The sequence below is a fragment of the Flavobacterium zhoui genome (genome assembly GCF_042787235.1).
GTDB classification, from domain to species: Bacteria; Bacteroidota; Bacteroidia; order Flavobacteriales; family Flavobacteriaceae; genus Flavobacterium; species Flavobacterium zhoui.
In genome coordinates this window covers 1-14814 of the sequence record NZ_JBHZPY010000017.1, presented here as the reverse complement: position 1 = coordinate 14814, position 14814 = coordinate 1, and the positions used below count along the sequence as shown (strand labels likewise).

Sequence of the window (14814 nt, the reverse complement as noted above, 5' to 3'; positions counted from 1 at the left end):
AATTGACATTAGAATAAAAAAAAATTGTAAGTTTGTCAACGCTTTTACTCCTTTCAAGTTTCTAATGAAGAAATGGAATATAAATCCAGATATGTCAACACAAAATACAAACATAACCGAGAAGGTATATAAAAAACTTTCCATTCAGGTTTCCCTGACTGGGCTTTCGTTTTGCTGCTTTGATACGCTGAATGATACGGTTATTTCCTTTAATGAAGTGCATTTTGATACCTTTCACAAAGCGACAAAAATAGAAGATTTATTTGCCGATGCTTTTCGCGATTATCCGGAGTTAAAGGATGCTTATGACGAGATTTTGGTTATTCACAATAACAACCTTTCTACGTTTGTTCCTGCTCCACTTTTTGACGAGAACTTCCTAGGCAGTTATTTGCAATACAACACTAAGGTTTTTAAGACTGATTTTTTTGCATTTGATGAAATAGCAAATTACGAAATGAATGCTGTTTATATTCCGTACGTGAATATCAATAACTTTTTTATCGATCAGTTTGGAGCTTTTGATTACAAACACGCCAATAGTATTTTGGTTTCCAAATTATTGGTTGCTTCCAAAAATAAAGATGACAAAAAAATGTTCGTTCATATTAATTCGGAACATTTTGAAATCATCGTGATTCAAAACCAAAAACTACTACTTTTCAATTCTTTCGATTACAACACACCAGAAGATTTCTTGTATTACATATTATTCACTGCAGAGCAATTGAACCTAAATCCTGAGAATTTCCCATTGGAACTAATCGGAAATATTGACACCGTAAGTGATTATTTCAAAATAGCTTATAAATACATTCGCAACGTTTCGCTTATTGACGTAAACGATTTGCGATGGAACAATTATTTTTCTGAGGCCGAAAACAGAAATCATTTTATACTTTTCAACTCATGAGAATCATTTCAGGAAAATACAAAGGAAGACGCATTTCTCCTCCAAAAGGCCTACCCGTTCGTCCCACCACCGATATGTCTAAAGAAGCATTATTCAATGTTTTGAATAACCATTTTAGTTTCGAAGGACTTAAAATATTAGATTTATTCGCTGGAACAGGAAATATCAGTTATGAATTTGCTTCTCGAGGAAGTACACCAATCACATCTGTTGACGGTGATTTTGGTTGTGTAAAATTCATTAAGCAAGTCGCAACAGAATTTGATTTTAATATTGCTGCCACAAAAAGTGATGTTTTCACCTATTTAGAGAGATGTAAAACATCCTATGATATTATATTTGCTGATCCTCCTTATGCTTTAGATCAAGCTACTTTTGAGAAAATTGTATCTTTAATTTTCGAAAAAGAATTGCTTAATCAAGACGGAATGATGGTAATTGAACATTCTAAATACACCAAACTGGATCACATGATTAATTTCTCTTTCAAGAAAAGTTATGGTGGTTCTATTTTTAGTTTTTTCGAAATTGAATCAGATTCTGATGACGAAAATGACGACGAATCTTCGGAAAATGATGGCGAAGAAGAATAGTCCTTATATATTTAATTAGGAATTGAAACACTTGACAATTTATCCAAAACCATTTGGTAAGTAGGTGTTTCAATTTCATATTTAATACCTTCATTTACAACAAACTCAGTCAAAGAAAAAAGTTCTATTTTTCGTCCCGCAATCAAATCCCGGTGCATTGATGAAGTAGCATCACGAGGCGTTTTCTCTAATTTTAGAATTGTTTGCATGATAATATCAGCCGGTAAATTCAATCCTTTTACGGCGGCAATCATGGTAATTTCGTTTAATAAGGAAACATATACCCCTCGACTCGATTGACTGTTTAAAATCTCTCCAATATTTTGATCTAAAAACGATGTTGCAGATGCCAACGCGGAAATAAATATGAATTTTTCCCAAACTGTTTCTTCAATATTATCAACCAGATAACTTTCGATTGAAGCCTTTTCAAAAATAGATTGCAATTTATTTAATGTAGCGATTGGGGCTGTTCTTGATCCAAAAAAGAGTTTTTCATAAGCTCCAATTTTTTTGATAACTCCTGGAGATACAATCATCGAAACAATATAAACACATCCTTGTAAAACTTCGTTATCAGGAAATAAATCACTTATTCGTTCTGGCGCATCGACACCATTATATAAAGGAAGAATAACAGTATTCTTGGTTATATTTTTTTTAATAGAGAGAAGACTCTCTTCAATATCATATGTTTTTGTAGCGCAAATAAGGTAATCCAGTTTTCCAATTAACTTGGCGTCATCGGAAACGATACTGGGAAAAACGGTCATTTCGTTTTCATCTACAATAATTTTCAATCCATTTTGTGCAATCGTCTTTTGAGTTTCCCCACGAGCAATAAATATTATTTCAACAGAATCTGATTCGAAATATGCTTTGGCCAATAATCCACCAAAATAGCCTCCTACTCCACCCATTCCTAAAATTCCAATTCTTGTTTTCATAAATACTTAATTAAAAATAAAATTAAACCATTAAGAAATATAGAAAATTAAGCATTGAAACTTAATGAAACTAATTTCTTAATGGTTCGTTTTTAGATTTCAGAATCCTAATTTTATTAATCTTTTAATAAAAAAATGCAGACCTATAAGCCGGATTCTGTCCCCGATAAATCGGAGCCTTATCATTTATCTAGATCCCGCATTACTGCGAGACTCAAACTATCTACCCTTCAACAACGGACGAGAAGCCCTTAAATGCTGATATACTTGATATTTCACCGCATAGAGTTTACCTGGTTTCACTACAGCATTACCTGTACATACTTTCTGTTGCACTTGTCCTAATCTCGTCCGTAAAGACGAGACCGACGGGTGTTACCCGCTATGCTTCCCTTTGGTGTCCGGACTTTCCTCCCTCTTGATTACTCAAAACGACGATAAGGCGGTCTGCGGTGCAAATTTACACTATTTTATTCCTGTTTTAAGATTTTAGATTAGTTACTTTAACAAGTCTTTGACAACAAATTCATAATAAAATAGTTACCTTTAATAATTAACCAATAATATTCTATTATGTCACATATGTATCATTACGCCACAGTTTCTAAAGCCTTGGATGATTTAAATGAAAACGGATATACCTATGATTTCAACCTTCACACAGATGATATTATAAAGAATCCGCATCACTACGAAATCGAGCACATTTATCGATACGAAGGAGATAGTAATCCTGATGACGAGGCTACCGTGTACGGTATAAAATCCAGTTCAGGTAAAAAAGGCGTTTTTGTAGCTGGATTTTCTGCAAATTCCGAAAATGACGCTGCAAGAATCTTGAATGAAATTACTATCAAAGGAAGAAACAGATAATGTTTGTCTAAAGAGAAAAAAATAAGGTTTAATTTCTAAAGCCAATGTTACTTTCCGAAATTATAATAGAAAGAATCAAAAAAGAAGGTCCATTGTCTTTTAGGGATTTCATGGAAATGGCATTGTATTACCCTGAATTAGGATATTATAATTCTGAAAAAAATAAAATTGGAGCAGATGGTGATTTTTACACCAGCGCTAATCTTACTGCAGCTTTTGGAGCTATGATAGGCCGCCAGATCGAAGAAATGTGGCAAAACCTAGAAAAAAATCCCTTTAAAATTGTTGAATATGGTGCCGGAACAGGATTATTGTGTCATGATATTTTGGATTATCTCAAGAATAATATTTCTTTATACGACAGCTTAAACTATTGCATTATTGAGAAAAGCCCAAGAATGCGAGAAATTCAAAAGAAACATTTACATGAAAAAGTAAGCTGGTATTCTGCAATTAAAGAAATTCCTGAAATTAACGGCTGTATTTTATCCAATGAATTAATTGATAATTTCTCTGTCCATCAGGTAATTATGAAAGACCGGCTTCAAGAAATATTTGTAGATTATAACGAGTATTTTATTGAAATTTTGAAACCTGCAAAAAAGGAACTCACCGATTATTTTTCGGAATTAAAGGTACAATTGCCAGAAGGATTTCTCACGGAAGTAAATTTGGAAGCTAAATCTTGGATAAAAGACGTTTCCCAATTCTTGCAGAAAGGATACGTGATAACTATCGATTATGGATCATTATCGGCTGAATTATACAACAAACGCAGGAGTTATGGAACGCTCATGTGTTATTACAAACATCAAAAAAACGACAACCCCTATCAATTTATTGGTCAACAGGACATAACAACGCACATCAACTTTTCTGCGCTTTCACATTGGGGTTCGCAATACGGGATGGATTGTTGCGGAATAGTGGATCAAGCGCAATTTTTATTAGCGTTAGGGATCAAAGAATATCAAGATTCAGTTTTGAATAATAACCCCCATAATTTGGCATTAGCTATGAAGGAATCACTCATAAATTATAGATTATTAATCGATATGGGAATGAAATTCAAAGTATTAATACAACAAAAAGGAGTTCTGGAATATCCGCTATCAGGTTTGAAATTTTTAAACTATTCAAAAGTCATTCTAAGTTAACATTCCAATCAGATTTGCAAATATTTGATATTTTTAAAATTACAATTTTTAGGAGCAATTTACTTCGTCAGTTCGCTTCGTCAGTTCGCTTCGCTCGTGTCCAGTTATCCGTTGCAATTTTATTCGCCGAACCACAGCTCATAAGGATTTACACTTTTATCTGGGCTAGGGAATTTGGGAAATAAAAACCATTTGAAAAATTATAAAATCTTTCAATACTTAAATTTTTCCATCTTTAAATTAAAACCTATATTTGCTTTCGAATAAAATTCTATGGAACAATTTGTTGTATCGGCTCGTAAATATCGTCCTCAAACATTTAAAGATGTTGTAGGACAAAAAGCCATTACCAATACTTTATTGAATGCCATTGAAAGCAATCACCTTGCTTCTGCCCTATTATTTACGGGACCTCGTGGAGTTGGTAAAACTACTTGCGCTCGTATTTTGGCCAGAAAAATAAATCAACCAGGCTATGATGATCCAAATGAAGATTTTGCTTTTAATGTTTTCGAATTAGATGCTGCATCAAACAACTCTGTTGATGATATCCGTAATTTGATTGACCAAGTCCGAATCCCGCCACAAACGGGACAATACAAGGTTTATATTATTGATGAGGTTCACATGTTGTCCTCGGCAGCTTTCAATGCTTTCTTGAAAACACTGGAAGAACCGCCAAAACATGCCATTTTTATTTTGGCTACGACCGAAAAACATAAAATTATTCCAACGATACTTTCTCGTTGTCAGATATTTGATTTCAAAAGAATTACCGTAAAAGATGCCAAAGAACATCTTGCCGAAGTTGCAACCAGTCAAGGCGTAAATTTTGAAGATGATGCTTTGCATATCATTGCTCAAAAAGCGGATGGCGCCATGCGTGATGCTTTGTCTATTTTTGACCGAGTAGTTTCTTTTTGCGGAAAAGATTTAACACGTCAGGCAGTTACCGAAAACCTGAATGTTTTAGATTATGAAACTTACATTTCAGTTACCGATTTAATTCTGGAAAATAAAATTCCTGAATTACTGTTGGCTTTTAATGACATTCTTTCTAAAGGATTTGATGCGCATCATTTTGTATCAGGATTAGCATCGCATTTTAGAGATTTACTGGTTTCTAAAACACCTTCAACTTTATCCTTGTTGGAAGTTGGCGAGCAAGCACAACAAATGTATGGTGTGCAAGCACAAAAATGCAGTCAAGACTTTCTTTTGAAAGGAATTGAAATTGCAAATGACTGTGATTTGAAATATAAGCTAAGTCAAAACCAACGACTTCTTGTTGAACTTTGCCTGATGCAATTGGCCTCTATCACTTATGATGGAGAAAAAAAAAAGTTGACAAATTTATAATTCCACCCACTTATTTTAGAAAGAACGATTACTCAATAGTAGAGAGTTCAAAAGCTAAAGTAGAAAGTACCGCAAAAACCCCAGTTGTAGAATCAGTCCAAGAAAAACAACCAGAAGCTATAGTTATTGCTCCTACAATTTCAATTCCTACTTTGGAAATTGGCATTCCCAATTCAAGTGAAACAAAAGTTTCTGCTTTTTCATTGTCAAGTATTCGTGCCAAAAAAGCATTGGAAGAAAGCAACAAAGGAATTGTAAAAGAAGTGCTTCATTTGCCTACAGAAGCTTTCACGGAAACCGAAATGTTATTGTTTTGGAATAAATATGCACAACGTTTAGGAGACAAAGGCTATAAAATCATGGAGTCTTTATTATTAATAAATGATCCAAAACTCAACGGAACCTCCATCACATTAGAATTGCCAAATGAAGGTTCGAAATTAGATTTTGAAAAAGAAGTAAACGGTCTTTTAGGTCATTTGAAAGGTCATTTGCACAATCACGACATTACAATAGAAGTTATTGTTAATGAAAGCGTTGAAAGTAAGAGAAATTTTAATGACCAAGACCGATACAACAGACTTCTTGAAATAAATCCAAATATTGATTTGTTGCGAACTACTTTTGGGCTTGACCTAAATGTTTAAACACAAGTGATTAATTTAAACTGAAGAAATATGAAACATTTATTATTCATGTGGACCTATTTCATGTGAATTTATTTTCCTCTCAATCTTTTTGTCTCGCTTGAGCCATATCATAGCAACCATCACATAAATTGACCCAGCAATCCATTCATTCAAAAAAGAAAAAAGTATTGCTATAAAATATAAAATAAGAGTGACTTTTCCCTTCCTATCTTTCCCTACCGCTTTAGCTAGCAAGGAATCTGTCCCTTCGTTTGTAATAATTACACATTGCAGAATCCAAAAATGAAGGGAGCATAAAAAGAGAATAATACCGTACAAAGTCATTGTGGCTTTGGCAAAAAGATGCACGCCCATCCATTTAGTTGAAATGGGAATCAATGATAACCAGAATAAAAAATGCAGATTAGCCCATAATATGGTACCATTTATTTTAGAAATACTCTGCATTAAGTGATAATGATTTTTCCAATAAATCCCTACAAAAATAAAGCTTAGCGCATAGCTAATAAAGGAAGGAAAAAGTGCTGTCAAATCACTAAAATTATTCCCCATCGGAACTTTAATTTCCAATATCATGATGGTTATTATTATTGCCAAAACACCATCACTAAACATCTCTAATCTATGCTTGTCCATTTGGAATTTTTATCATAAAGATAATTTCAATTTTTAAATTAATAAGTTATAAATCAGTAATTTAACTTATATTTTTCCATGATACATTGCTTTAACAATACCATCAGAAAGTCCAATTTTAGGTACGTAAATATTTCTGGCACCACTCCATTTCATAGCATTTAGATAAATTCTTGTAGCAGGGATAATTACATCGGCACGATCCGGATTCAATCCCAATTCTGCTACCCGTTGATCATAAGTTAGAGAATTCAAGAAAGCATATTGAGAGTTCATATAGATATATGACAAAGGTTTTTCCTGCACTTTTCCGGACATCTTAAAAAGTTTATTTATATTCCCGCCAGAACCTATTAAAGTTACTTCGTCGTAGTCTTGCGTATTTATTTTTATCCATTTTTCAATTTCATCCCAAACAACATCGCAAACCATATCATTCAGCAATCTTACTGTTCCAGCTTTGAAAGATCTGGAATTTATCATTTTACCATTCGAAAATAAGGTAAATTCAGTACTACCGCCACCTACATCAACAAAGAGATAGGTTTGATCTGATTTTAGCAAATGATGCAAATCAGTTGAAGCTATTATGGCCGCTTCTTTTTTTCCGTCGATTATTTCTATTTTGATATCCGCTTTTTTCTTGATAAGTGCAACAACCTCTTTACCATTATAAGCTTCTCGCATTGCCGATGTAGCAAAGGCCATATACCGCTCCACTTTATGTACTTTCATCAACAAATAGAATGCTCTCATCGCATCACACATTCGCTCCATATTCTCTTCAGAAATTTCACCTACGGTAAAGGCATCTTGTCCTAAACGAATAGGGACACGAACTAACGAACTTTTATTGAATTGAGTTTCCTTTCCATCCTGCTCTACAATATTTGTAATTAACAAACGCATTGCATTTGAACCAATATCAATCGCAGCGTATTTTTTAATTTTAATCATTCTTATATTATGATTTGAAATTTATTTTAATTTTAATTAATGACAAATAGTATACCATTAAGTTGCTTTTTCTACCAAGAATTCAACTTTATTTTGATAATATTTATAAGTTTCCCACTGTGCTCTAAAAATGGGGTCTTGATTTCTTATTCTATATTTATTATCTAATTTAAAGGAGTGATACCTCGCTTTTACATTTCCTTTCCATCCTAAATTAAAATTATCAAGGAGTTCATTTTTAATTTCTTGATCATAAATAGGACAAGTTACTTCAACTCTGCCATCCAAATTTCTAGTCATAAAATCTGCAGATGAAATAAAAACTTCTGTTTGTCCCGCATTCCCAAAGATGTAAATTCTGGAATGTTCGAGATAATTATCGACAATACTTATCGCTTCAATATTTTCACTCATTCCAGGAATACCTGGTATCAATGAGCAAATACCTCTTACTTCAAGCTGTATTTTTACTCCTGCGGTACTCGCTTCATATAATTTATCAATCATTTTAAAATCTGATAAACTATTCATTTTTAATTTTATAAATGTTTTTCTACCTGCCAATGCATGCAAAATCTCTCTGTCAATCAATTTATAAAATTTAGTCCTCGTGTAATGAGGAGAAACAATAAGATGTTTGTATCGATGCACTCTGTAATTGATGTCAAAGAAATCAAATATTTTTGTGATGTCTTTTAAAATTTGTTGATGACTTGTAAATAGCGTTACATCAGTATATACTTTTGCTGTCGCTTCATTAAAATTTCCAGTAGAGATGAAACCGTATCTTTTTATTTTATCGTTTTCAATTCTTTCAATAACACATATTTTACTGTGTACTTTTAAGCCTTTTATACCGAAAATTAGTTCGATACCTTCAATTTGCATTTGCTCAGCGTAAGAAATGTTCGAGGCTTCATCAAAACGCGCTTGCAGTTCTATTTGAACAGTAACTTTCTTCCCATTTTTGGCTGCATTTATTAGCGAACTTATAATTTGAGAATTTTTAGCTAATCGATATAAAGTAATTTTGATAGACGTTACCTTTGGATCAAGAGCCGCTTCGCGCAAAAATTTTGTTAAGTAAGAAAATGACTGATAAGGCGCATTTAATAAATAATCTTTTTTACTTATTTTTTCTAACATACTCCCTTCCATACTTAAACCCGGGACTGGCAGCGGATCGTTAGTTTTATACAATAAATCAAATCTGCCAAGATTTGGGAAATTCATATAATCGCGCCTGTTATGGTACCTGCCGCCGGGAATAATGCTATCTGTAGCAACTATATTCATTTTATCCAGAAAAAACTGCAGCGTATCTTTGTCAATTAATTGATCATAAATAAATCGAACGGGCTCCCCTATACGTCTGTCTTTTACACTTGTGGTGATTTTTTCAATCATACTTTTACTCAAATCACTATCGATATCTAATTGCGCATCTCTGGTGATCTTTATCATATGAGCTGAAATACTTTCATAATCGAAAATATTAAAAATACTGCTTAAATGAAACCTAATCACATCATCAATTAAGATTACATATTGCTTTTCATCGTCTGAAGGCAAGACAACGAAACGATTTAATGTTTTTGGAATTTCAACAATTGCATATCGAACCTCATTGTTAAGTTTCATAATGAGCTTTATCGCTAAATATCCCGAAGTGTCTTTCAATAATGGAAATTCAGCTAAATCATTTAGTATGATCGTAACTAATTCCGGGCTTAACTTTTGAATGAAAAAATCTTTTAAAAAAATTTCCTGATCGATAGATATCTGATCTTCATTGATTATAAATATATTTTTAGACTCTAATTTTGCCTCAATCGTACTTAAAATCCGTAAACTTTCAGATTGTTGAAGTATTACAATTTCAGTTATATCCTTAACTAATTCTTGAGCCGAAATACCACCCAAATATTTTTCGCCGGATATTCCTGAAAGACTTAATCGTCTGATTGCTGCAAAACGAACTCTAAAGAACTCATCGAGATTATTAGAGAATATTCCTAAAAATCTTAGTCTGTCTAGCAAAGGAACGGAATCATCAGCTGCTTCTTGAAGAACTCTGGCATTAAATGCTAACCAACTTTTTTCTCTATCAATATATTTATGTTCTGGCATGTACTTATTTTAAATCTTTGGGGAATAAAATTTTATTTATTTGGCCTTTATCAATTTCTTTCCAATCGTCCGTTTTAAATTGTAAGGAAACAAAACCGGCAGTAGGAACATTATCAATAATGACATCCCCAAATTTATTAACAAAATTTGTAATAGCACCATTATGTCCAAAAAGAATAACGCTATCGAAAAGATTATCGCATAATTTGATAACTTTTTCCAGTTTTTTTTCATCAAACGTATAAAGTTCATCCTTATAAACAATAGATTCTATAGGGTAAGAAATATTTTGAGCAAAAATAACTGCTGTATCTGAAGCCCTTTTCGCTGAGCTACTCCAGATAATATATGTTTTAGGAAGCGCGTCTTTTATTTTTGAAGAAACGAGATGGGCATCTTTTATTCCATGATGCGTCAAAGACCGTTCCTTGTCATGTAAAGGAGCATCCCAACTTGACTTTGCATGTCTAATTAAAATTAAATTTTTCATAAGAAAATAATCATTTAGAAATCGAGGAAAAACCAAGTTTCAGTTAGTGAAATATTCCACTACAATTTACAAAAGAAAAGATGATTTTTTAATGTTTTTTATTGTCTTTATATTCAAAAAAACTTTGCAAAAATAATTATTCTTATAATCAACGGGATTTAAAAAAGTTATCGATTCAAAAAATAATTAAAAACAACTGAAATTTAAGCTTTTATGAATGATGAAACTACTATTTTTTTGTTAAATAAAGAGTAAAAACAACGTTTCAACGAGTATTTAGGTCATTGATAGAAAAACATATTAATAATAATTTTTTCTAATTAGATTCGTATTTAATACGTTAATTATTAAAATTTTAAAGTAAATGAGTAATAATTGAAAAAATTATTAATTTATGGTAAAAAACCTCCCAAATCAAATTGTTAACCTACAAAACAATTTTTTTTTATCGCGAAACCTATTCTTTTTATTCTTAAAAAGATTTTTGCCAATACTGGCACTTCTATTTTATTGTACAAGTCTTTTCGCACAAGTCTCAAGCGAAAATAATTCAACCCTTTTTATTCAAAAAGAAAAATTATTCTATACTGATTTGAGATTATACGCACAAAAATTATCATCTACTCTATTGAATGTTAAGAATGTGCCTAATTTACTATGTAAACCATCCATTTGTTTATATTCTGAAGTCATCAAAAATCATGATGAAAAACCTCCTAACTCTTTTACAGTTATTCCTTAATTAAAAGAAATATACATGTTATTTCATTCAGGAATAGTAATTAAAAAAAATTGATTAATTTATAAATCGTATTGATCATATGAAAACAATTTTACCCACTTCAAAATTAAAGCCCATTTTTGGTTTTGTTTCATTACTTCTATCAATTTTTGTTACAAATTGTTACGCTCAAGACACCTATGATGGAAATTATTGTCCAGGTCCCAGAGCAATAGGAGATGAATACGCCACCGGAATAGTTTTTAACGTGCAGTTATCGACTAGTCCATCTTCAACTTGTGAGGTTGGAACAATTTGGGCTAAAGTAGATACACAAACCCAAGTATTGCGATTGGGAATGAATCTCGGTAATAGCGGCGCAGCTCTTTTTCGACTTTATTTAGACACCGATAATAACCCTACAACTGGATTAACATCGGATACTTTTGGGGGTCGTTTATCTGTAGCTGGTGCCGAATATATTATAGAAATCAATTCTAATGCTTCAACTTTTAAATTATATTCTGGAAACGGGAGTACTCTAACTTCACTTACTGTTAATAATGGACTTGCTGCTAAAAGCGGAAGTATTTGTATTAGTGGAGGAGGTTCATTTTTAGAATTTAATATTCCTTTTGGGAGTATTGGTACTGATATATGTAATACTAATTCTGGCTTAATCAATATTACAAAATTAGAATCTGTTAGTGGTAACTCTGATACTTCAAGAAGATGTGTAGACACCCCTATTACGTTTGGTATTCCTTTAAAAGGTTCCGTTGGGCCTAACTCAACTGTATGTTATGGGGTAAATAGTACAACTTTAACAATAAGTGGTGTTCCAAGTAGCTCAACTATTAATAAATGGCAATCATCAATTACTCCATTTACATCATGGATTGATATAATTAATCCGGTAACCACTTATACTGCTACTAATTTGATTCAAACTACAAAATATAGAGCCGTATTTTCAAGTGCAGGTCTATGCACTGGAAATAATATTTCAACCGTTGAAGCAACTGTAACAGTAACTCCTAAACCAAACAAAGTCTCCACTCCTATTACAATCTGTTCTGGTGAAAACTATACTTGGTCAATTAATAATGCTACCTACACCGCTGCCGGAACTTATACCAAAACATACGACGGATGTACTGCAGACCAAGAATTGGTGCTGACCGTAACTCCGAAACCAACTAAAGTGTCCACTTCAATAACCATCTGTTCTGGTGAAAGCTATACTTGGTCAGTTAATAATGCTAGCTACACTACTGCCGGAACGTATACCAAAACATACGACGGATGTACAGCTGACCAAGAATTGGTGTTGACGGTAACGCCAAAACCGGCCAAAATTTCTACTCCTGTAACAATCTGTTCTGGTGAAAGCTATGCTTGGTCAGTTAATAATGCTAGCTACACTACTGCCGGAACGTATACCAAAACATACGACGGATGTACCGCAGACCAAGAATTAGTGCTGACCGTAACTCCGAAACCAAGTAAAGTATCCACTCCAATAACAATCTGTTCTAGTGAAAACTATATTTGGTCTGTAAATGCCACTACATACACTACTGCCGGAACTTATACCAAAACAAATAACGGATGTACTGCCGATCAGGAATTAGTGTTGACCGTAACGCCAAAACCGTCGGATGCCGTTACAAATAAAACCATCTGTTCCGGGGAGACTTTCACATGGAATGGTACAGATTATACAACGACTCAAACTGGTACAAGAATCACTAATAATGGCTGTACTGCAGATCAGGTACTGAATTTGATCGTAACGCCAAAACCGGCAGATGCAGTTACGAACAAAACCATCTGTTCCGGGGAGACTTTCACATGGAATGGTACAGATTATACAACGACTCAAACTGGTACAAGAATCACTAATAATGGCTGTACTGCAGATCAGGTACTGAATTTGACCGTAACGTTAAAATCGGCAGATGCAGTTACGAACAAAACCATCTGTTCCGGGGAGACTTTGACATGGAATGGTACAGATTATACAACGACTCAAACTGGTACAAGAATCACTAATAATGGCTGTACTGCAGATCAGGTACTGAATTTGACCGTAACGCTAAAACCGGCAGATGCAGTTACGAACAAAACCATCTGTTCCGGGGAGAATTTCACATGGAATGGTACAGATTATACAACGACTCAAACTGGTACTAGAATCACTAATAATGGCTGTACTGCAGATCAGGTACTGAATTTGATCGTAACGCCAAAACCGGCAGATGCAGTTACGGACAAAACCATCTGTTCCGGGGAGACTTTCGAATGGAATGGTACAGATTATACAACGATTCAAACTGGTACAAGAATCACCAATAATGGCTGTATTGCGGATCAGGTACTGAACTTGACCGTAACTCCGAAACCAAGTAAAGTGTCTACTCCTATTACAATCTGTTCTGGTGAAAACTATACTTGGTCAATTAATAATGCTACCTACACTGTTGCCGGAACGTATACCAAAACAAATAACGGATGTACTGCAGACCAAGAATTAGTGCTGATCGTAAATACAAAACCAGCGAAAGTATCCACTCCAATAACAATCTGTTCTGGTGAAAACTATATTTGGTCTGTAAATGCCACTACATACACTACTGCCGGAACGTATACCAAAACAAATAACGGATGTACTGCAGACCAAGAATTAGTGCTGACCGTAAATCCAAAACCAGCGAAAGTATCCACTCCAATAACAATCTGTTCTGGTGAAAACTATATTTGGTCTGTAAATGCCACTACATACACTACTGCCGGAACGTATACCAAAACAAACGACGGATGTACGGCCGACCAGGAATTAGTGTTGTTGACCGTAAATCCAAAATCAGCGAAAGTATCCACTCCAATAACCATCTGTTCTGGTGAAAACTATACTTGGTCAGTTAATAATGCTACCTACACTACTACCGGAACGTATACCAAAACATACGACGGATGTACTGCAGACCAAGAATTAGTGTTGACCGTAACTCCGAAACCAACTAAAGTGTCCACTTCAATAACCATCTGCTCTGGTGAAAGCTATACTTGGTCAGTTAATAATGCTAGCTACACTACTGCCGGAACGTATAGCAAAACATACGACGGATGTACTGCAGACCAAGAATTAGTGTTGACCGTAAATCCAAAACCAACCAAAGTCTCCACTCCAATAACCATCTGCTCTGGTGAAAGCTATACTTGGTCAGTTAATAATGCTAGCTACACTACTGCCGGAACGTATAGCAAAACATACGACGGATGTACTGCAGACCAAGAATTAGTGCTGACCGTAAATCCAAAACCAAGTAAAGTGTCTACTCCTATTACAATCTGTTCTGGTGAAAACTATACTTGGTCAATTAAT

13 protein-coding genes and 1 other RNA gene are annotated in these 14814 nt (G+C 33.8%); 7 read left to right on the top strand and 7 right to left on the bottom strand.

Features of this window, described 5'->3' with window-relative positions:
* Positions 1–91 precede the first annotated feature (91 nt).
* Both ACFX5F_RS15310 and ACFX5F_RS15305 read left to right on the top strand, forming a co-directional pair.
* Positions 92–913 carry a DUF3822 family protein gene (locus tag ACFX5F_RS15310; protein WP_379852925.1) on the top strand — a complete coding sequence of 274 codons (822 nt, stop codon included), beginning with the start codon at positions 92–94 and terminating at the stop codon, positions 911–913.
* Positions 910–1506, top strand: coding sequence for an RsmD family RNA methyltransferase (locus ACFX5F_RS15305; protein ID WP_379852902.1), 597 nt, complete (start codon positions 910–912; stop codon positions 1504–1506). The genes ACFX5F_RS15310 and ACFX5F_RS15305 overlap by 4 nt, the downstream gene beginning before the upstream one ends.
* 11 nt (positions 1507–1517) lie before the next feature.
* Here ACFX5F_RS15305 and ACFX5F_RS15300 read toward each other — a convergent pair whose 3' ends face one another.
* A complete protein-coding gene (locus ACFX5F_RS15300) occupies positions 1518–2453 on the bottom strand; it encodes a ketopantoate reductase family protein (protein WP_379852901.1) in 936 nt (311 codons plus the stop codon).
* Between the two features lie 130 nt (positions 2454–2583).
* Positions 2584–2907: RNase P RNA component class A (gene rnpB, locus ACFX5F_RS15295), an RNA gene on the bottom strand.
* Positions 2908–3026: 119 nt separating this feature from the next.
* Here rnpB and ACFX5F_RS15290 point away from each other — a divergent pair.
* The 3 genes from ACFX5F_RS15290 (at position 3027) to dnaX (ending at position 5842) form a co-directional block, all read left to right on the top strand.
* Positions 3027–3326, top strand: a complete 300-nt coding sequence (locus ACFX5F_RS15290; RefSeq protein ID WP_379852900.1) for a hypothetical protein — start codon at positions 3027–3029, stop codon at positions 3324–3326.
* A gap of 44 nt (positions 3327–3370) precedes the next feature.
* Positions 3371–4483 (top strand): class I SAM-dependent methyltransferase, encoded by a 1113-nt coding sequence (locus ACFX5F_RS15285; RefSeq protein WP_379852899.1) that lies wholly within the window; start codon positions 3371–3373, stop codon positions 4481–4483.
* Between the two features lie 273 nt (positions 4484–4756).
* A complete protein-coding gene (dnaX, locus tag ACFX5F_RS15280) occupies positions 4757–5842 on the top strand; it encodes a DNA polymerase III subunit gamma/tau (protein WP_379852898.1) in 1086 nt (361 codons plus the stop codon).
* 28 nt (positions 5843–5870) lie between these two features.
* On the opposite strand, the gene ACFX5F_RS15275 is transcribed toward dnaX, so the two are convergent.
* Positions 5871–6008 (bottom strand): hypothetical protein, encoded by a 138-nt coding sequence (locus ACFX5F_RS15275; protein WP_379852897.1) that lies wholly within the window; start codon positions 6006–6008, stop codon positions 5871–5873.
* Between ACFX5F_RS15275 and ACFX5F_RS15270 the strand changes: the two genes are divergently transcribed.
* Positions 5995–6489, top strand: a complete 495-nt coding sequence (locus ACFX5F_RS15270; RefSeq protein ID WP_379852896.1) for a DNA polymerase III subunit gamma/tau — start codon at positions 5995–5997, stop codon at positions 6487–6489. The genes ACFX5F_RS15275 and ACFX5F_RS15270 overlap by 14 nt on opposite strands.
* 42 nt (positions 6490–6531) lie before the next feature.
* Here the strand turns inward: ACFX5F_RS15270 and ACFX5F_RS15265 are convergent, their stop codons facing one another.
* The 4 genes from ACFX5F_RS15265 to ACFX5F_RS15250 form a co-directional block, all read right to left on the bottom strand.
* Entirely contained in the window at positions 6532–7128 is a 597-nt protein-coding gene (locus ACFX5F_RS15265) for a TMEM175 family protein (RefSeq protein ID WP_379852895.1), read from the bottom strand.
* A gap of 66 nt (positions 7129–7194) precedes the next feature.
* Positions 7195–8085, bottom strand: a complete 891-nt coding sequence (locus ACFX5F_RS15260) for a Ppx/GppA phosphatase family protein (RefSeq protein WP_379852894.1) — start codon at positions 8083–8085, stop codon at positions 7195–7197.
* 57 nt (positions 8086–8142) lie between these two features.
* Positions 8143–10215, bottom strand: coding sequence for a polyphosphate kinase 1 (ppk1, locus tag ACFX5F_RS15255; protein ID WP_379852893.1), 2073 nt, complete (start codon positions 10213–10215; stop codon positions 8143–8145).
* Positions 10216–10219: 4 nt separating this feature from the next.
* Positions 10220–10705, bottom strand: a complete 486-nt coding sequence (locus ACFX5F_RS15250) for a SixA phosphatase family protein (protein ID WP_379852892.1) — start codon at positions 10703–10705, stop codon at positions 10220–10222.
* An 821-nt stretch (positions 10706–11526) separates the two neighbouring features.
* Here ACFX5F_RS15250 and ACFX5F_RS15245 point away from each other — a divergent pair.
* Positions 11527–14814 (top strand): DUF8696 domain-containing protein (locus tag ACFX5F_RS15245; protein WP_489753083.1); only part of this gene is annotated, 3288 nt, incomplete at its 3' end.

Excerpts from the sequence above, each read along its gene's own strand:
- ACFX5F_RS15310 (WP_379852925.1), top strand. The coding sequence starts at position 92 with ATGTCAACACAAAATACAAACATAACCGAGAAGGTATATAAAAAACTT.
- ACFX5F_RS15305 (WP_379852902.1), top strand. The coding sequence starts at position 910 with ATGAGAATCATTTCAGGAAAATACAAAGGAAGACGCATTTCTCCTCCA.
- ACFX5F_RS15300 (WP_379852901.1), bottom strand. The coding sequence starts at position 2,453 with ATGAAAACAAGAATTGGAATTTTAGGAATGGGTGGAGTAGGAGGCTAT.
- ACFX5F_RS15290 (WP_379852900.1), top strand. The coding sequence starts at position 3,027 with ATGTCACATATGTATCATTACGCCACAGTTTCTAAAGCCTTGGATGAT.
- ACFX5F_RS15285 (WP_379852899.1), top strand. The coding sequence starts at position 3,371 with ATGTTACTTTCCGAAATTATAATAGAAAGAATCAAAAAAGAAGGTCCA.
- dnaX (WP_379852898.1), top strand. The coding sequence starts at position 4,757 with ATGGAACAATTTGTTGTATCGGCTCGTAAATATCGTCCTCAAACATTT.
- ACFX5F_RS15275 (WP_379852897.1), bottom strand. The coding sequence starts at position 6,008 with ATGCCAATTTCCAAAGTAGGAATTGAAATTGTAGGAGCAATAACTATA.
- ACFX5F_RS15265 (WP_379852895.1), bottom strand. The coding sequence starts at position 7,128 with ATGGACAAGCATAGATTAGAGATGTTTAGTGATGGTGTTTTGGCAATA.
- ACFX5F_RS15260 (WP_379852894.1), bottom strand. The coding sequence starts at position 8,085 with ATGATTAAAATTAAAAAATACGCTGCGATTGATATTGGTTCAAATGCA.
- ppk1 (WP_379852893.1), bottom strand. The coding sequence starts at position 10,215 with ATGCCAGAACATAAATATATTGATAGAGAAAAAAGTTGGTTAGCATTT.
- ACFX5F_RS15250 (WP_379852892.1), bottom strand. The coding sequence starts at position 10,705 with ATGAAAAATTTAATTTTAATTAGACATGCAAAGTCAAGTTGGGATGCT.